This is a genomic window from Nitratireductor sp. WH36-1, from assembly GCF_058725515.1.
In genome coordinates, this window is record NZ_CM178970.1 from 1,304,239 (window position 1) to 1,323,583 (window position 19,345).

12 protein-coding genes are annotated in these 19,345 nt (G+C 58.5%); 10 read left to right on the forward strand and 2 right to left on the reverse strand.

The features are described from left to right. Position 1: 1 nt before the first annotated feature. Both AC4PTT_RS06210 and AC4PTT_RS06215 read left to right on the forward strand, forming a co-directional pair. Positions 2-1,123: a FecCD family ABC transporter permease gene (locus AC4PTT_RS06210; protein ID WP_492162304.1), complete on the forward strand. Its 1,122-nt coding sequence runs from the start codon at positions 2-4 to the stop codon at positions 1,121-1,123. Next, entirely contained in the window at positions 1,120-1,905 is a 786-nt protein-coding gene (locus AC4PTT_RS06215; protein ID WP_492162305.1) for an ABC transporter ATP-binding protein, read from the forward strand. Before AC4PTT_RS06210 ends, AC4PTT_RS06215 begins: the two co-directional genes overlap by 4 nt. 49 nt (positions 1,906-1,954) lie before the next feature. Here the strand turns inward: AC4PTT_RS06215 and AC4PTT_RS06220 are convergent, their stop codons facing one another. Beyond that, the gene (locus AC4PTT_RS06220) at positions 1,955-2,872 is read right to left on the reverse strand and encodes a helix-turn-helix domain-containing protein (protein WP_492162306.1); all 918 of its coding nucleotides are present in this window, start codon (positions 2,870-2,872) and stop codon (positions 1,955-1,957) included. 211 nt (positions 2,873-3,083) lie between these two features. Here AC4PTT_RS06220 and AC4PTT_RS06225 point away from each other — a divergent pair, with 211 nt between their 5' ends. From AC4PTT_RS06225 to AC4PTT_RS06235, 3 genes are all read left to right on the forward strand, one after another. Then, a complete protein-coding gene (locus AC4PTT_RS06225) occupies positions 3,084-6,455 on the forward strand; it encodes an autotransporter outer membrane beta-barrel domain-containing protein (protein WP_492162307.1) in 3,372 nt (1,123 codons plus the stop codon). 90 nt (positions 6,456-6,545) lie between these two features. Beyond that, positions 6,546-8,057 carry an amidohydrolase family protein gene (locus AC4PTT_RS06230; RefSeq protein ID WP_492162308.1) on the forward strand — a complete coding sequence of 504 codons (1,512 nt, stop codon included), beginning with the start codon at positions 6,546-6,548 and terminating at the stop codon, positions 8,055-8,057. 591 nt (positions 8,058-8,648) lie between these two features. Then, entirely contained in the window at positions 8,649-12,275 is a 3,627-nt protein-coding gene (locus tag AC4PTT_RS06235) for a peptidoglycan-binding protein (protein WP_492162309.1), read from the forward strand. A 525-nt stretch (positions 12,276-12,800) separates the two neighbouring features. Here AC4PTT_RS06235 and AC4PTT_RS06240 read toward each other — a convergent pair. Beyond that, complete coding sequence (locus AC4PTT_RS06240; RefSeq protein ID WP_492162310.1) at positions 12,801-14,189, reverse strand: type II toxin-antitoxin system HipA family toxin; 1,389 nt, start codon at positions 14,187-14,189, stop codon at positions 12,801-12,803. A 470-nt stretch (positions 14,190-14,659) separates the two neighbouring features. Between AC4PTT_RS06240 and AC4PTT_RS06245 the strand changes: the two genes are divergently transcribed. The 5 genes from AC4PTT_RS06245 (at position 14,660) to AC4PTT_RS06265 (ending at position 18,876) form a co-directional block, all read left to right on the forward strand. Continuing rightward, the gene (locus tag AC4PTT_RS06245; protein ID WP_492162311.1) at positions 14,660-15,418 is read left to right on the forward strand and encodes a metallophosphoesterase; all 759 of its coding nucleotides are present in this window, start codon (positions 14,660-14,662) and stop codon (positions 15,416-15,418) included. A 267-nt stretch (positions 15,419-15,685) separates the two neighbouring features. Then, the gene (locus tag AC4PTT_RS06250; RefSeq protein WP_420505988.1) at positions 15,686-16,030 is read left to right on the forward strand and encodes a hypothetical protein; all 345 of its coding nucleotides are present in this window, start codon (positions 15,686-15,688) and stop codon (positions 16,028-16,030) included. Between the two features lie 773 nt (positions 16,031-16,803). Further along, complete coding sequence (locus AC4PTT_RS06255) at positions 16,804-17,145, forward strand: hypothetical protein (RefSeq protein ID WP_492162312.1); 342 nt, start codon at positions 16,804-16,806, stop codon at positions 17,143-17,145. 176 nt (positions 17,146-17,321) lie between these two features. After that, the gene (locus AC4PTT_RS06260; protein ID WP_492162313.1) at positions 17,322-18,356 is read left to right on the forward strand and encodes a hypothetical protein; all 1,035 of its coding nucleotides are present in this window, start codon (positions 17,322-17,324) and stop codon (positions 18,354-18,356) included. A 169-nt stretch (positions 18,357-18,525) separates the two neighbouring features. Next, entirely contained in the window at positions 18,526-18,876 is a 351-nt protein-coding gene (locus AC4PTT_RS06265; RefSeq protein WP_492162314.1) for a DUF6634 family protein, read from the forward strand. Positions 18,877-19,345 lie beyond the last annotated feature (469 nt).

The following is a 19,345-nucleotide window of genomic DNA, read 5'->3' on the forward strand; positions in this document are numbered from 1 at the left end:
GATGACCGATACGCTTGAAACCGAAGCCGGGGGTACAGGTGCCGCCTCGGTCGAAAAAGGCAGGGGCCTTGCCGCCCGGTATCGGGAGGGCGGACGGCGACGCATTCTGCTGATCGCCCTGTCATTCGCGCTTTTGATGATTGCCGCCGCAGCGGTTTCCGTACGTGGCATCAACGATACAAGTGTCGGAACGCTTGCGCTCGTTCTCATGGAGCGGGCAAGCCTCGGCTATTTGCCAGGATCATCGGACGAACAGGCGGCGCGGGTTCTGCTTTACCTGCGCCTGCCGCGTGTGGTGATGGCGCTGGTGGCCGGCGCTGCCCTATCCGTGTCCGGCGTTCTCATGCAGGCCATTACCCGCAATCCGCTCGTCAGCCCCTATACGATCGGCGTGTCCTCGGCTGCCGGTTTCGGGGCTTCCGTCGCCATCATGTTCGGTATCGGTCTTCAGGCGGCAGGCGTCTATTTCGTCCCCCTGTCGGCCTTTGTCTGCGCGCTTCTGTGCGCGCTGGCCGTTTTTTCGTTGAGCTGGTGGCGGGGCATGGGGGCACAGGCGATGATCCTCACCGGCATTGCGCTGATGTATCTGTTCAGCGCATTGACCGCTGCGGTCCAGTTTGTCGCCACCGAAGAGCAGCTGGCCCGTGTCGTGCACTGGACGTTTGGCAGCCTCAACGGGGTGCAGTGGGATGCGGTCGGTCTGTGCGCCGCTGTTCTCTTCGCGGTGCTCATTCCGATCCAGGCAAGAGCCTGGCAGCTCAACGCACTCACCGTCGCCGGCGATGATGTCGCGCGTTCGCTGGGCGTCGATGTGCGCCGTCTGCGCACCTTCGCCATTCTCTTTTCCGTCGTCTCCGCAGCCTCGGTCATCAGCTTTGTGGGCGTCATCGGGTTCGTTGGACTGATCGGGCCGCATCTGGCACGCATGATGATCGGCGGTGATCACCGGCTTCTGCTGCCCTTCGCAGCAATCTGCGGCGCAGTGCTTCTTCTGGCCGCCGACACGATCGGGCGGCTGGCTTTCAGCCCGACGGTCCTTCCGGTGGGCATTGTCGTTGCCTTCGTTGGTGTTCCGGTCTTTCTGCACCTGATCGTGTCGCGGCGGCGGGAGGCTTTCGCATGACCCTTCTTGAAGCGCACAATCTGCGGCGGGTGCTGAACGACAACGCCGTTCTCGACGGCATATCGTTACGGGTAGGACCTGGCGAAATCGTCGGTCTGGTAGGGCCAAATGGCGCCGGCAAATCCACGCTGGTCCGCGCGATGCTCGGTCAGACGCGTCTCGAAAGCGGCCGGGTCCTGCTCGACGGGCGCGACATCGCTGGCATTTCGGCAAGGGAGCGGGCGCGGCTCGTGGCTTATGTTCCCCAGCGCACGCCGGACGGTTTTCCGGTCAGCGTTTTCGATGCCTGTCTTCTGGGGCGAACGCCCTATATGGGTATGAGCCCGGGCGCGCGCGACATTGCGCTGGTGGAGGAAGTTCTGGAAAAGCTCAATCTTTCCAGCCTTGCGTTCCGCTCCCTTGATGCGCTCAGCGGCGGAGAACGCCAGCGCGTCATGCTTGCGCGCGCCCTTTCGCAACAGACGCCGCTTATCGTGCTCGATGAGCCGACGAGCGCCCTTGATATTGGCAACCAGCTTTTCACCCTGCGGTTTCTGGCCGATCAGGTGCGCGAGCGGGGTGTCGGCATTCTGGTCGCCATACACGATCTGGCGCTGGCGGCGCGCTTCTCCAACCGGATCGCCCTGCTGCACAGGGGGCAGCTTATTGCCGAGGGGCCCTGGCAGCACGCGTTGACTCAGGAAACCATCCGCGCGACCTACGGCGTGGACGCAGAGTTTGGCGAACTGAACGGGGCGCCGGTGATTGCTCCGTTCGAGATGGAGCGGCAGGGCGGGGCCTGAGCTTCCTGTCGCCATACCAACTCCGCTTGAAACGGACGGTTTTCCCAGACTATCCGCGCGGTGTTTTTCGTCTCGGTCTGTGCAGCGTCGTTGCCGGTGATTCTCCGAATTGAGCCCGGTAGGCGCGTGAGAAATTGGCGACATGCCGGTATCCCAACTGGTAGGCTACTTCGCTGACCTGGCACTTTTCATCGAGCAGCAGGCGGCGGGCCGTGCGCAGTCTTTCGGTGCGCAGAAAGGCGGCAAGGCTCACGCCGCGCAACACCTTGAACATCTGCTCCACCCGCGCGATCTTGAGACCTGCGCGCGTTGCAAAGTTTCGTGCAGCCGCACCGTCGTTCAGATTGTCTTTCACATGGGCGACAAGTTCATCGAAGCGCATAAGCTCCCATTCGGTAAACATCTCGCCGTCCGGATCATATTCGCAGAAAGCGGTCATCGCCTGGCTGAAAAGCTGCTTGCCCAGGCCTTCAATGGTCATGGCCCGCAACGGGCCATCTATGCTGGGGCCGAAGAGGCTTGTGGCCAGCGTCTTGACGCCGGCTGGAAGCGGAATGCTCTCAAGGCGCTCCAGTGATTTGCCACGCGCCATGAAGGGGGCAAGCCTCATCGGCTGATTTCCGTTTAGCTGGCGTTTGAGAAGGCGTAGCGAGATGGCCACGCCGGTATGCCGTATCAACGTTCCAGCGCGAACATCCAGGATGAAGCCGGAGGGCCCAACCCTCATGAGGCTCAGCGTGTTCTCGGCCATGGGGCCCGTGGTCCCGATGGGGGTGCTGAAATCTGCGCCGCCGGCGAGTTGGACAGAGAAGCCGATCCACGGCTGGGGCAACCGGTTTGTCACGGTAAAACGGCAGTCTGCTTCGGCTTCGATCTCCGACCGATAGATGGCGACACCATTGTCGAATGTCAGGCGCTCCACCCTTCCATGTGCACCGGGAATGGCAATCGCATTGCCTCCGACCATGCGCCATTCCGGTGCATCTCCATTTTGCCGCATTGATCGTCCTGCCCCTGAAAACGTGGAAAACTGCGCGCTGGCTGAATGTCTGAAACCAGAAATGAAAATGATAAGTCATCATGAAAGTGATAATCAATTCATGTAGCTAAATAAAACGCCTGCCAGTAGCTTCCGGTCGAATTTGTAATTTGCGAATACCGGAAAGTCAGGGCGTCCCATGAAATTAAAAACGCTATCGAGCGGTCGTGTTTCCAGCGGCGCGGAGGCAATCAGAAAGAGGCGGCTGTGGGCAAGCACGGCCCTGGTCGCCTTCAGTGTCGTTGCGGTGGTGGGACACGGTCGGGCGCAGGAAATTATCGATGGCTCCATGGAAACCGTCGATGGCGATGGCACGGGAACCAAACCGAGCCCGTGGCTGCTTCCTGGTAGCCTTATCCTTGGTGATCAGAGTGCTGGAATGCTGATCCTGCAAAACGGAGGCCTTGCGTCTGCGACCGACGTGCAGCTTGGCGCCAGGGCTTCGGGCGAGGGGCAGCTCTGGCTTCATGGATCAGTAGCTGATCGCGGCGTGCTTGAAACCGGTCAGGTCAGTGTTGGTGCGGGCGGCGGAACGATCAGTTTTGACGGCGGCATTCTTCGCCTGACGCGCGATGAGGCGGACCTCTTTGCGGGCTTTGACGATGGTGACATCAGAATCGGCTATTCGAATGCCTATATCGACACGCAGGAACACTCGGTTGCGACGTCTGTTGGTCTCGAAGGTGTTGGCGGTCTGCTCAAGCGTGGCTCGGGCACGCTGACGCTCACCGGACACAATCGCTATCAATCCGGAACGACCGTTTATGAAGGTGTACTTGCGGTCGATGGCGGAAGCATTACCCATACGGCCGGGCACGTTGTGGTGGCTGCGTCCGGCGGGGATGATGCGTCCCTGATTATCAGCAATGGAGGCGTAGTCAGCGGCTACAACAGTCAGATCGGGTGGGGTTCCGGGACGACCGGAAAGGCTCTCGTCACTGGTGCCGGGTCGTCGTGGCTCAGCGCCGGAACGCTGGAGATTGGCCGTTTCGGAAAGGGTGGGCTCACCATTGAAAATGGTGGACTTGTCGAAAGCCGCGATGCGCGCATCGGATACGCCCAGAGCGCAGTTGGCGAGGTGCTGGTTTCCGGAGCTGGGTCGAATTGGCGTCTGGATGACGGACTGGAGGTCGGTCGAACTGGCAAAGGCGCGCTGACCATTGAGGATGGCGGCGTCGTACAGTCCGGCTCTGTATTTCTCGGGACAAACGCAACCGGTCGTGGGACGGCTTTGGTTTCAGGCTCCGGGACTCACTGGGAGGTTGACGGGAACCTTGTCGTTGGCCGCGCCGGTGAGGGGATGCTCGAAATTTCCGAGGGCGCGCTTGTCTCTGCCGACCGGGTCGAGCTGGGCATGTTCAGCAACGCGTCCGGTACGCTGAGGCTTTCTGGCGCGGCGGGGGCGAGAGGCGTTCTGGAAACCGGGCAGGTCAGCGAAACGTCCGGGGACGGAAGCCTCACTTTCGATGGCGGAGTTCTGCGGCTTACTGCCAATCAGTACAACCTTTTTGCCGGGTTTGAGGCGGGTGACGTCACAATCTCCGCGGGTGGCGCTTACATCGACACGCAGGGCTTCTCGGTTCACAGCGCTTACGCTCTTGGCGGTTCGGGTGGCCTGATCAAGCAGGGCAACGGGTCTCTGACGCTTCACGGCGCGAACACTCATACCGGTGGCACGATTGTTGAGGCGGGAACGCTTGTTCTCAAGGGCGGTGACGCGCTTGCCGATACGGGCGCGGTCGAGCTTCAGGGCGGCGTGCTTCGGCTTGATGACGATGAAACGATAGGGTCACTTGCCGGTGTTGCTGGTGCGCATATCAGTCTGCAGGCCAACACGCTGATCACCGGCGGAAGCGACTACAGCTCCGTTCTCGCCAGCAGCATTTCAGGAACCGGCGGGTTTGAGAAACAGGGGGCGGGAACGCTTGTTTACACGGGCGATGGTTCCGGCTTTGACGGAACAACCAGGGTTGTCGATGGTGCGCTGATCGTCGGAGTGGGCGGCAATGGCGCTTTGGGTGGCGCGGTTGAAGTCCTCAATCGCGGGGTGCTTGGCGGCTCCGGCGACCTGGGAGCGCTGACCGTGGCTTCAGGTGGTGTTCTAAAACCCGGCAACTCCATCGGGACACAAAGCGTTTCCGGAAACGCGACCTTCGAAAACGGCTCACTCTTTGAAGTCGAAGTGGACAATGCCGGAAGCGGCGATCGGCTGGCGGTCTCGGGCCATGCCTTTATCAATGGTGGAACAGTGAATGTGCGCGCCGAAAACGGGACGGACGACGGTTCCACCTATGATCCCGCGACAACCTACACGATCCTGACCGCAACGGGTGGTGTGAGCGGTGCGTTCAGTGGAGTGACGGAGAATTTCGCCTTCCTCGATGCCGCGCTTGCCTACGATCCCGACGCTGTGTTGCTCACTCTTTCGCGCAATGACACGGACTTTTCCGAACTGGCAAAAACACACAATCAGCGTGTTGCAGCCATTGGAGCGCAAGGACTGGGGAGCGGCAATCAGCTTTTTGACGCCATTCTTGGCCTGAGTGACGCTCAGGCGCCAGGTGCATTCGACGCGATCTCCGGAGAAATATACGGATCGATCAGAAGCGGCTTCATCGCCGACAGCAGCTTTTTGCGGGACGCGGCTTCGGAGCGCGTCCGGAGGGCATTCGGGATCGGGGTGCCCGCATCTGCGCCGGAGTTCTGGAGCATGGGTTTCGGCTCCTGGCAGAACTTTTCCAGCGATGGGAACGCGGCGCAATACACGCATGATACGCGTGGTCTGTTGCTGGGGGCTGACGCCGAGGTCGCTGGCTGGAATTTGGGGCTCATGGCGGGGTACAGCCGTTCATCCCTTCGCTCGGCAGATCGAGCTTCGGCTGGCAGCGGCGATAACTACCATCTCGGCATCTATGGTGGACGCCAGTGGGAGGCGCTCACGTTCAGCGGCGGGTTCGCCTATACCCGACATGAAGTGGATGTGCGCCGCTCGGTCGCGTTTGCGGGGTTCAGCGATGCCCTGTCTGCAGGGTATGACGCCGGAACGGCGCAGGGCTTTGGAGAGCTGGGCTATCGGGTAGAGACGCCTGTGGCGAGGGTCACACCTTTTGCCGGGATTGCTCACATCTCCCATTCGTCTGGCGGTTATGCGGAAGAGGGCGGCGCTGCAGCTCTGGAGGCGCTCGCGCAGACCAGCAATGTCACATTCACAACGCTGGGAATGCGCATGGAGCGCGATGTCAGTCTCGACGTCTTCAGCGGCGCATTACACGGGGCGATCGGCTGGCAGCATGCATTTGACAATGAAGTGGCCCTGGCGCGCCATGCACTGGCGGGAGGCGATGCCTTCAGCGTTGCCGGTGCGCCCATTGCGGCAGACACATTGCTTCTGGAGGCAGGCTTCTCGTTTGCATTGAGCGATGCCGCCAAGCTCGGAGCAGCCTATGGGGGGCAGGTTGCCCGTGGCGCTGCGCGACACACTTTCGACGCGACACTCTCCATCAGCTTCTAAAATTCGTCCCAGCGTTTCCGGCCTGCCTGTTATCCGCAGGCCAGGCACAGTGACGCGCAGCCTGTGACGGGCAAAAGACAGGGAAACGTCATGAAAACCAGACACAGCATTCTTCTCACTGCGGCAGCCGTAAGCTGCTCCCTCATCACTCTGAACATTGCGGGGGCGGAAGCCGTGCCGGAATATGATCTGGTGATTGCCAACGGCCGCGTGATCGACCCGGAATCGGCACTGGACGCAACGCGGCATGTCGGGATTGTCGACGGCAAGGTGATGGTCGTCTCCGAAGAGCCGCTTGACGGCGCAGAAGAAGTCGACGCAACGGGACTGGTCGTTGCGCCCGGCTTTATCGACCTTCATTCACATGCCCTCAATATCCCGTCCGCATGGATGCAGGCCTTCGACGGTGTGACAACCACGCTGGAACTGGAGCGCGGCGCATGGCCGCTGGAGCAGGCCTACGACAATGTTGCAGAGAATGGTCTGCCGCTGAATTACGGCTTTGCCGTCAGCTGGATCGATGTGCGAATGGAGATACTCGGGGAGAAGTTCGACCAGAGGGTGACTTCAGACGTTTCAGAACAGGTGATTGAGCGCATTGAAGATGGGCTCAAACAGGGGGGCATCGGCATCGGCCTTCTTCCAGGCTATGTCCCGAACACAAACCGGGTCGAGTATTATGAAGCGGCGAAGCTCGCCGCGCGCTACAATGTTCCCACCTTTACCCACGTGCGTGGCAAGTTCCATGACGAGCCCGGCCACGCAATCGAGGGCTATGGCGAGGTGCTTGCAGCAGCGGCAGCGACGGGCGCTCAAATGCATATCTGCCATCTCAGCAGTTCAGCGACCCGTTTCATTCCGGAGGTTTCCCGAATGATTCTGAAGGCGCAGGAACAGGGCCTGCGTGTGACGACGGAAACCTATCCTTATGGTGCCGGGTCCACGGTGATTTCCGCACCCTTCCTGCGCGCACGCGAACTTCAGCGTGTAGGGCTGGAACACGACAGCATCGTCTACCTAAAGACAGGCGAGCGGCCGGAGAGCGACGAACGCCTGACCGAGATCCAGGAAACAGACCCGATGGGACTGTCCATCATCCATTACCTTGACGAAGGCATAGAGGAAGATGCGACGCTGATCGACAAGGCCGTCATCTTCCCCGACGGCATCATAGCCAGCGACGCCATGCCGTTCACCGTGGACGGCGAAGAGGTTCTTGATCCCGTCTGGCCGCTGCCAGAAGAGGCCATATCCCATCCCCGCTCGGTTGGCACGTTCGCGCGCGTTCTGGGTCGTTACGTCCGTGAACGCCAGCTCATGAGCCTGAGCGAGGCCATCCGTCGTTCAAGCCTCCTTCCTGCAAGGCTGCTGGAGGATTCCGTGCCCGACATGAAGAACAAGGGCCGCATCCGCGAGGGCGCAGACGCGGACATCGTCGTCTTTGATCCCGAAACCATCATCGACAGGGCAACGTTCGAGGATCCACGGCAGCATTCGGCTGGTGTCCGTCATCTGATCGTCGGTGGAGGCTTTGTTGTTCGCGATGGTGAGCTGGATCAGACGGCGCGTCCGGGCAGGCCGGTTCGTGCGACTGCGCACTGAAGGTTGATGGAAACAGGGTGGCAGGGCATCGTTTGAAAGCCCGGCCGACGGGGGCTTTCCGTCTCGCTGCCCTACGCGAGTTTCACCTGTCGGCATGCCGGATCGAACGCGGTTGGCAGGAATGTTGCCACAAGCGGCTGCGGAAGTGGCGGGTTTCTCCGCTAGAGCTTCGGGCTCGGACGAGCGCTTTGTACAGCACGATAGCCGGTTCGCCCGCGTCAGTTTCGCGGTTCGGCACCATAGGGTGTTTGGTGTTGGGAGCCTCTTTGAGGGCCATATGTGGGCGACCAGCACAACGGCGTGATTTTGATGGTTCTTTTGATTCATCCGTCGGCCTTTTGAGTTGGGCTGATGATGCGTCAGTGCCTCATATTCCTACGGGAACGCCGCTTGCGGCTGACAGGTGCGTGCTGTTGCATCGCGTCGGCCCTGCCACTTTTTGCTTCAGCCAAATAGACGACTGGTAATCGATGGCCGGCATCGCAAGACTTGTCTTGACGGTAGTGTCGGCGGCGAACCGCCTTACTGTCAGATGCTCTGTTCGATTGTGGGGCAGCATTATGTGATCTGTATTTCCGCAGCGGGGCCGTCATGCTTAGGATATTTCTTGCACCGATATTTGCGCTTGTCGTCGCAGTGCCGATGCCGGCAACCGCTCTTGATCTGAATGACATTTCCAGGGGGCTGAATGCAGTCTCCGATCTCGAGAGGGCGCTTCGAAGGCATCAAGAGACGCCCCCGGAACGCTCGCGGCAGGTGCCGCCATCTGCGCGCATAGTGCAGCGTCCTTCTGTCAGGCAGGATGTGCGCGAGGTGCAGTCTTTACTCGCCCGGCTTGGTTATGATCCCGGACCTGCCGATGGTCTGATGGGACGGCGTACCCGCAATGCAATCATTGCGTTTGAGCGCGATTCCGGTCTTGCGGTGAGGGGGGAGGTAAGCAGCAATCTGCTGGATCTTCTGCGCAATGTTGCTTCCGGTCATACTGGAAGCAGGACTGTGGCAAACGAACACCGGCCCAGCTTTGACTGCGCAAAAGCCTCAACCAGAGTTGAACATACCATTTGCGGCAACGCGGACCTGGCAGAACTCGACCGCGCCGTTGCCAGACATTACGCAGCCGCGCTGGACGGGCTTGATGCAGGCGGCAGAGCGCAGCTTCAGGCCGAGCAGCGCGCATGGATAGCGCAGCGCGATCGTTGCGGCGGTGATGTCATGTGTCTGGTGTACGCGCTCGGCAAGCGGTCACAGGCGCTGGTGATGATTGGTCAGAACCAGAGCGGCGATGCTGCCGCGCAAAAAGCGATTGTGCAGCAAGGTGCACTGGACGCGCCTGCTAATTCTGGCGGAGCCATTGATGAGCAGATCATCATTCTTTCCGCCGGCTCTGGAGGAAGTCTTGCGCGAGAACTGCTTGGCAAGGAGAGTGTTCAGCGGCAGCGAGACTATCTGGTGTCCATGGTGGCCGCGGCAACCATTGGAACCGAGCATGAGCAGATTTTCGTGAATCACCAGTCGCTTTCGCCAGCAGAAGTGCGCGCGGCAGCGGCAGAAGCCAGCCTTGCAGATACCAGCAAGCTCGAAGCCTATATCTCCAAGGGGATGATCAGCAAGGTACAGGATGTCGAAAACGGCTATCTGACCGTTGACTACAACCAGTTTGAAGTTGCGCGCTTCAAATCTGCGCTGCGGGAAAAAGCACTGGCCGCCATTGCGCGCGATCGCCGCTCTTCACCACAGCGTTTGATGCTGGTTTGTGGCTTGCGTGCTGGCGAGTATGATTTTGAAAAGCAGCATTTTCCGTTCGGTGAAAAAGAACTGGATACCTGTTTTGCGGGAGAGCAGAGCCCTGCGCGTGAGTTTAGTGGCTACCGGGCGCGCATTCCGGTGCATACAACCCTGCGCCCTGAAGGATTTTCAGTCGATCCTGCGGCCGCCGAAGCATTGATCAACCGGCTTGGACGGGCCCGATTTGCGCTCGCCATACCCGCGGTTGTCGAAAGCCGGATCTCTTCTGACCGCAATGGACGACCGGAATTTGTATTTGATGCGCGGCCTGCCGGTCCGCTTGAGCTGCGTTCAGGGCAGAATCTCGCAGAAGTCATTTACCGCTATCCCGATGCCGCGCTGCGTGACATTACCGATACGCCCGAGGCGCGCAGGCTGTCAGATTTTAACAGACCGTGGTGGCTGGATACGCAGGAAGAAGTCGCGCTAATAACGGGCAGGGCGGATACGGTGCGCATTGAAGCGCTTGATGCTGGCAGTCTGTTTGGCGCGGAAACCGGGCTGACATTTTCCTTCCGCGTCAAATATGGTGGAGCGCTGGCAGATGGGAACCGCAATCTTGCTGCCTTTGCGAAGCCACAGAGCGACCGGGCTCTGGAGGAGGTCGCTCAAGCCCTGCAGCTTCCTTTGGAAAATCTGCTGGTGACACCATTGCCGGTGGTTGGCCACAATAACGAGTTCGGGGCGGCCATTCTTGTGTTTCCGCAAGATAGCGCTGGTTATGTCGTCTCTGAGGAACTGCCCGCCCATGAAGAGCAGGATGGCGGGTGGCCGTTTGCTGCAGTGGAAATGGCCGTCACCGCAGAAAAACTCCTCACCCTGCACGGTGGACAACAAAGGCTCTTGCTCGCCGGGCATCCGGAACGACTGGTAGTGCGCCGTACGTCACGCAACACAAGATGGCAGGATGCCCCTGAAATTGGCGCTGCGACGTTCCCAAGGGCCGCGCCTCGCGAATTTGAAGAGGTCAGTCTTGCCTGGAAGTCGGACCTGCTCTCGGTCGGTGCGAAACTTGCTGACTGGGACACGGAAGAACTTTTTCGAGAGCAGCTGGAAAGCAGCCCTTATGCGCGCAACGACACGTTTGCCAAACGAGAGGCCGCATCACAGCTGGCCGCCGCCGCTTTGGCGCGGAGCGGCGAGGAAAACGTGCACTGGCTAAAGGCGTATATTCGCTTTGAACCCTACGATTTCGAGCGCAAAGGCTGGCTGGTTCGTCCCGGAATTGAATTCAGTGCCAGGGCCCATGAGGCGGACAGTGCGCTGAACGTTTCGTTGATGTCTGGTGACACTGCGCAAGGCGTCATCTCTGATCAGGGTATGTTCATAGCCATGCCCCCTGAAGAGGCGCAGGCTTTTCAGCAAAGTAGCAAGAGTTTTCCGGTGTTCGACGGGTTGCTGGCCCTTCGGATAACGGATGTGGATCATTCTTCTGCCCGCACATTCTCAATGGGCATGACGCTGCGCTATCAGCCGGTCGAAATGTTGCTTTTCGATGCCGGGGAGGCGCAGACGATCATCAATCCGCGATCGGTCCGCTTGCGGCATACATTTGAAGTGCCATCAGTTGTCGATGAAACCCCTGATGCGATGGCCGATAGCGCCATCGTGGCTGAGCTGATGGGGGAGTTTGCGGTTCTTGGTGTGTCTCTTGGTGCCGGCTTTGAGGCGTCGGTAGACGAGATCGCAGAGCAGATTGGTGCAGAGCGGCGGCTCTTCGCGCGGACTGCTGCCAGGCAGGATGCTCTGCAGAATGAGCAGCCGATTAATGACTGGGATTCCTACCATAACGGGATCTTGCTGGAATCTGCCGAACAACAGGAGATGGTCGCCCTCTACCACGAGCCGCCTGCTCTTTCTGATACCGTCACGGCCATCGTGCGTACGAGACTTTTTGGGCCCGGCAAAGGTCCGGCGTGGGGGCAACTGCGTGAACAGCTCTTGCAGACATACAGTCAGATTAATGCGGAGATGTTGCAGGAACTGGAAAGGAGCGGTGCTGTCTCTATCTGGGCCGAGCCTGCTGTGGTGCCGGGGGCGCGTGTGAGGCCCGTTGATAGCGCTGCGGCGGCGTGCAAGCGCAGCCTAAATGCGATCGCGAGGAGTTCCTCGACGCAATTTCTGTCGAGTATAAAGGCGCGGGAGGCGGGCAATATGCGACCAGCTGACGCCAGAGCGACATGGGTTGATGAAAATGGACAGCCAACGATTCCCGCCTTTGCGTCAACTTATTCTCTGCCACAGCTATTTGGTAGACGTCAGGACTGTCCGGATTTTGAGGTGATGGTGCTTGCGATCAAGATCGGCGACGATGGAAAGGTCGTTCATTTCCGGCAGGCGGTTTCTGTCCCCACGCGCATGGCGGTCGTTGAGGAAGAGCGGAAGGAGGCAGCTATGAGTGATGAAGGCAGCAGCGATTTTGATCTCTGAAGGCTATCGGTACACTGATCGTCCGACCGCAGGTTTAGGCAGGATAGGAGGAACCCCTCGCTGAATTTTCGACCGCTGCTTCCGTGTTTTTAGGCACCGAAGGTGGAGGGAAGCAGGGGTAAGCTACCTTGGTTCTGTCATTATCTCGCAACTTCCGTCTGTTTCGAACGCAGCCTGCAGGACCCGTCGTCTATCACGCTGTCTGGTGAGTTGTTCTTCTCTGGTCTGGTCATCTCTTTTCTATCGCCGTCAGTGAGTTTCATCCAAATGGCAAACGGCGTTTGACGTGGTGGCGCCTTTCCACAAATCAGAATCGCAAATGTCGAAGTCTGAATCGCTTCACAAGTAACTGGAATCGAATGACCACAAATCGTCTCGACCTGTTTCAATTTGAATTGAGTTATCGGAGCAACATATCTAGTTGCCACCGCGCGACAGGTGTCATCACCTGTCCCACGGCACTTGGGGATCCATCAGCGGCATAAGCCTGTCAGGCGGTTCTCCGGTTCTGATGCACGGTGGCGTTCACGGAACCAACCGGTGAGCGCTGCCAATCCTGAGTGCCGTCTCCCCGTCAATCCCTGCCTCATCCGCATGGTGGAGCCAGTTCGCAACGACGTCTCTGACGCTGGAAACCAACGCTCTCGCTCTGGCAGGCTTGATTGATGCGTTTTCAGCGAAGGAGAAGAGGTCGGCAAGCTCGAAGCCATCCCGTTTGCCATTCAGGCTCATCTGATGCTGGCCGGTCCATTCACCGCGCGGATTGTAGGAATAGGTCACGTCAAATGCTGGCGACAGTGCCCACGCACCGGATTGGTCCATCAGAAAAGCGATGTTCTTGACGTGATCGTCCTGATTTCTGGCGATGATGTTGAAGGCTGCCCGAAGAAACTGTTGCTCCAGTGCCCGAGTGCCAAGACCAAGATTGCGAATGGTCATGATTGCCTGTTCGTATGAATGGCTGACCGGGTCGTTGAAATCCAAATGCTGCAGGCCGCAAAGCGATTGCATGTGGAGCTTGTGTGTCGACCCGCTCTCGTCGATGGCTCGGTCAAACCGCCTCGTCATGAAATGACTGCGCCCACCCTCATGGTGCAAACGGCATGGCATCATGTCGATGCCGGCAGCCGTCGCCATCAGATGGTAGCCGTACTCGATCTGACCAAAGCCCTGCGGGTCCGGTTCTTCCTTGTCCCTGTTGTTGTCGATGCCGTCGAATTTCATCAACCAGTGTTCAAAGCCGTGCCCGGCATCAGTCTGGCCGTGACGAAACTCTCCGGTCTTCGAATTCCAGGCGAGGATTGCCTTCGCGCGGGCTCCGCCCGCCGAGATGCCAACCCGAAGAATGTCATCAAATGCGTCAGGGTCATGCCTGGCTGCGCGCACCTTTGAATTGACGCTCTCAGACCCCGCTTTTTCGTTTAGTAGCTGATTGACCATACGAACGAGCGCAACCACCTCGACGCTGCGGGCCTTTCGGTCGCAAACTGCCAGTGCTGGCCTGAATTCGAGAGCTCCCATGCCCTGCGCCCCGAGATAGCAAAGCCGCTCAACCGGGTTGTAGCTTTCGGGTGTGCGCGCCTGTTCTGCAAGCCAGGCATTGATCAGCTGGTTGCCAAAACGGTCTGGTAGGGCGTCTGCCAGCATTCCTGGCAGCCCTTTAAAGGTTGTTCGGGGCAGTGCGGGAAATGAATACGGGTCTCCGCTCAAAGGCATGACCAGCGGCGACAACTCAACGCCGGTGGCGGCGAATTCAGGAGTGTACCGAAAGACGGCAAACCCATCGTCTGCCGACCAGGAAACGGTCGCGACTTCTCGCCCCCAAAGGTAGATGGATGCATCCGCAATTGGTTCAGTCATGATCGGCTCTTTGTCACCTGTTTGCATTCCCTTGTCGTGCTGCTTGCCCCGCATGAACTCGACGTTGCCATTGTGCCTCCTTCGTTCGTCTCCTCTCGATCGGGCCAGTGCGTTCGTTGGGACCAAGAAGAGCAGTCTTTTCGTTGTCTGTCGAATGCCGTCAATGTCTCCAATGAAAGTCTGCGCCTCTACATGGACGTCGTGCAGGCGTGCAGCGAGCAGGGGCGGATCGGGTAGTGCAGATAACGTCAGTCTCACCGCCAGCTCGTCGATCTCGCCGCGGCTGAAAACAGCAGCCCAAAAGCGGAACCTATTTATCTCCGAGGAAAATAAGTAATTTGAACATTTACCTAGGGAGTGAGGTGGTTCGGACGTTCCGAGCTTCCGCAATTAATTGATATTAAATGGCTTTTTGAATTCTCCGCTTGACTTTGCGACGTCTGCGCGCGAGCAATCCACCGCTTCGAAACGCGATCAAAGCGTGGCTCAGGCTACTCGTCCCTGAAAATCCGGGAGGCTACACATTGAAGCTCTGGTTTCTTTCCGACCTGCATCTGGAATACGCAGATTTGTCGGAGCCGCTGAAGATCCCCGACGCAGATGTCTGCATTGTTGCGGGCGATCTGTGCTGTGGTGTCGCCAATGGCGTACAATGGCTGGCGGACCATGTCGCGCCTGCCATGCCCTGCATCTATGTCGCGGGAAACCATGAGTTCTACAATGGCGGGATCAGGGAGAATCTCGAGGACGGAAGAGCGGCGTGCCGACGTGTTGAGAATGTCCACTTTCTTGAGAACGATATTGTCGTGATCAATGGTGTCCGGTTCATTGGCGCAACCCTATGGACCGATTACCGGATTGCGGGCCATCAATTTCTTGCGATGAGGCATGCGCGAGAGCGGATGAATGACCACCGAAAGATCGCCCTGCAGAAAAACCCCTGGCAGCGGTTTCTTCCGGAGAGCGCGTATCGGATGCACGTGGAGTCGCGTCTGTTCATCGAGAGTTCGATGAAAGCCGACCAGGCACAGACGGTTGTTGTTACGCATCATCTGCCGTATCCCGCGTCGGTCCACCCCAGGTTCAAGGGCGACTTGCTGAATGGTGCCTTCGCATCAGATCTGGGTGCCGTTATCGATCAGGGGCGACCAGCGCTCTGGGTTCATGGGCACACCCATGACAGCTGTGACTACAGGGTCGGAGCAACGCGCGTGCTATGCAATCCACGTGGCTACGACAACGAGAACGCAGCGTTCAATCCTTCCATGATCGTGGGGATCTGAACGGGGGCAACTCCGACCGGATGACGAGCAGTGGCGGTGATGGGCCTGTCGTCAGGGGGGGGGGACACTGTGGCAAGGGCAGCCGATTTGCGCACTCAGCGTCTCAGATCAACCTGACTTAAATCGAGATGATTTGCGGTCGTCCGATTCAAATTTCCCGCAAGGCGATTCAAAACTCGACACTGACGATTCTGATTTGCGGAAAGACGTTACCTTTTCAAACGCCGTTTGCTAGAGAGGTGAGGAAGGCAGGTGGAGGAAGGGAAGATGGTACAGTCCAGAAAAGACCGCTTGGCGAAACAGCGTGATCGGCAACGGGCGCTGCGGGCTGCCAGCAAGAGCCGACGGAAACCGTCTCGAGACGACATAGCCAGGACCCTGCTCCACTTTGCCATCACGAAGAACCTGTCCGAGGAGCGGAGGGAGCGGCTTGAAGAGCTTCAACATCACATTGTTGCAGCGCTTGTTCTCCAGGGTTTCGATGAGAGGGAGGCGGAGATCGTATGGGATGCCCTGGTCGACAAATACCGGTCGGGGTGGGCCTTCCAACAGAAACGACATCTTTCAAAGGATGATGATCTCGATGCTTACGAAGCTGATGCCAATGGCTGATCGGGCAGTCTGCTTTCCCCGCAGGCGCTCGGTTTCGATACCGGATTGATGGCATCCTCAATTGATTTGCAAATCTCAAATGTTCGGTTCTCCCCCCGTTACTCCCTGAAACGGCGTTTGCTGGTGAATCGCAAATCTGTAGCTTTTTCTGCTAGCTTGGCCCGAAACTCGACCATGGTCTGGTTTAAAAATACGGGATTGCGGTAGCTGAAAGCGTAGTCACGATCGTGCCCATATGTGTCGGCACCCCGCTGCAGCTGAGCCAAGGACAAGTCTCAGGCATCTGCCGTGAGCGTCTGTTCATCGGGCTTTCAACGCCATAACAAATCAAAAGAACGCGCCGAGACGTCAATCCAAATCAGAATGATTTGAAATAATTTGCGGTATTCCGATTCCAGGTTCTGGTTATTCGATTCAAACGCGTGAGCAATCGATTCTGAATGCTCGAAAAGCGTTACACACCCAAACGGCGTTTGACGTGAGGCGACAGGCAGCAGGAACCCCAGATTGCTGCTCCCTGATGGCCCGTGAAAATTCTGCCCACGCAAGCAGAATGCGATGCAAGATGAAGCCGTAGTCTTTGTCCAGAAGAGCTGCGGTTAACCATCCGGTCGCAAGAAAATCGATCGACGAACATTTTAGGGGCTCCGCGGCGATCCGGGATATGCCAGGATGCCCTTGCTTTCGGGGAACACAACCTCGAAAACGGCCTCCGAAGGTGCTCCAACACCGACGAAGGCCTGACCCGCAACCTAACGAGGAGGCCTTGGGCTATGACAGATACTATTTCCTTTGAACTGACGATTGAAGCCGCAGCGCAGCGCAACCCCCAGATTCATGTTGACAGCATGATGTCGCTCTGGGTCGACGAGGATCGAACGGTCTGTAGCGACGATGCCATCGAGCTTTTCGGTCGTGCATCTTATGCGCCTAGTGCAGCGGCCCTGATTGCTGCCCTCGCGGCTGAGCTTGAAGCTGCTGAAGGTCGCCTGCGCCATGCAGAAGAGAAGCTTGCTTTCTGCCGTGAGACGCTGCTCCACGAAGCCATCGCACTTGATGATATCGATGATGACGATGAGGTGAAGCGGTTCAGCACCTACTGCCTCGCGGCATAGCAGTATCGCTCTTTCATTGGCTTTGAGCTGCCGCTGAACGGACCTCGTCCCTGAACGGAGGGGGGGGGGACGTTCACCGCTGATCTGCGCACCCAAAAATCCCAGCACAGCCAGCATTGAGACCGTAATAGCGGTCTCGATGACCGCTGCTTGCTGCCGTTGTTCAAGGAAGCTTCATGATTACAACCAGACGCCAACCGGGGGGAACGCTTTCTCGACCAGATTCCGACGCACCGATGATGGACGAAGTGGATACCCCATCGGCCGCAACGAGCCTTCTGGAAGAGCTGATTTCCGACTTCGAGCGCATCGTCGCGGATACGATTGCGCAGGTCGAGGCATGTCCAGCAAAGCACGACCCGACTTTCGAGGGCTATCAGGAACTGCTTGCCGCAGTCCGCTCGGCAACGAGTCTCGAAGGAGCGCTCCTCAAAAGAGCTATAGCTCTCGTTGTCGGAAAGAACCCCAAACTCAGCCTGATTCATCTTGAGCGCCCCCTGCCAGTGCATCAAGCCGCGAAGGCGCTGTTCCTTCGCAGCGACTGGGCAGGGGCATCGATGATCAGGCGCGATGCGGAGGTCATCACACGTGAATATTACCGTCCTGATCTGCTGGTGGTCGACCGTGCGAAGCAGCATGCACTGCTCCTCGATATCAAGCGAACTGTCTCCTCCTATAGCCCAAGCGCGATCGTCACCCTGCGCAGCAGGATGATGGCAAGCGCACTGGCCATCCGTGAAGTACTGGCGCGCAAATATGATGTTCCATCCGTGTCACGCGCAAGCATTGCCATCATCGATGCGGCGGGGGACACCCGTAGTGAGGCCGAAGGCATACTTGGCCTCAACGATCTTGATTGGCTCCTGCGTATCGATGGTGCGGGTCGTGCGATCACGCACCTTCGTGAGCTGTATGGCGCGAAGATACGCGCCATCCTGCAGAAACACTGTGAAACGATCATGGGACAGCGACACAAAGGGCGGTCGGGCGAGAAACCGCAGGCTAGGTTTGAGAAAGAAATGGGACCGACGCCTGGAAATGAAGAGCAAGGTGAAGAGCTCAACCCGCAATCAGTCGATCAGGTCGGAGATCAGGAGGGGATATTCGAATACATAGGCGGAAACTCGGATGAGCCTGCGGGTGCTCATGCAGCCACATCGTCTCCTTCGCCCGCTTTTGCTGTTGGTATTGCTTCTCGAAGAACCCGTTGACGGGAAATGGGAGCACTCTCCGCGAGCCCAATCAATCTCGGCCCAGATAGTATCGCATGGAAGCGGTGCGTGCATCCAGCCTTTGACCGCGATGCGGTTTGGCTGGGTCCTTGGGGAGCTAACACGCCGCGCCGAGTGGATAAGCAAAATATGAATGATAGGAAAACCGATGTTGGTTTTTGACTGGAATGAGCCAGGCAGGGATGAGCGGTTCGAGCTTCAGCTCCAGCGGCTCAAAATGCTCGTCGCTGAAATGGAGGCGGTACAGCAACGGAGAATGCAGAAGGCGCTTCCCGAAGAAGCGCCCATCCTGGAACAATGGGCGCCGACATGCCGGCCTGCACCGTGCCTGACAGGCCTGTCGACGGGGCATCCACGACTTGTGGGCAAAGACCGATCGATCATCACATCCGATCTGCAGCTGGTTTCTTCAGACCAGACCTGGGCGCGCACGACGTCGCGATGGTATCGACTTGGGACACAGCGGCGAATGGAGAAGACGTTGAGATCGTTGAATTAGACGCGGGCTGACAGTCGTTGAACAAAACGAAAGGGCGTTGGTGCTGTGGACTTTCAGGCGCTGGTATCATTGCTGCCTGTGATTGCCGGCGAGGGAGGCTGCGAAATTTCTTGACGGGCCGTGGCGGTGGCTCGTCAGAAATGGAGCTGGAAGCAGATCAAATGCTTTGACCTCGACAAGTGTCCATAACGGGCGGTCTCCCTGCCGTAGCTGAATGACAATTTACGGCCCATACCGGTTATTCACCTGCTGAGATGGGTCTGCGGTGCAGCCCACCGAAGCAGCCATTCGTCGCATCTGCGAAGACGGCTGACCACCAGACGGCGGCAATGCGGACCTTGCTGCCGTTCGCTGCACCTGATTGGTTTCCGCTGCGGCTGCGCGGGGTCCTGGAGGACAGGGCGGTGAACAGACATTCGCTGCACGCGCGAGATCACTCGGGCATAGTCTTGTGAAGCGAAGGCTGTGG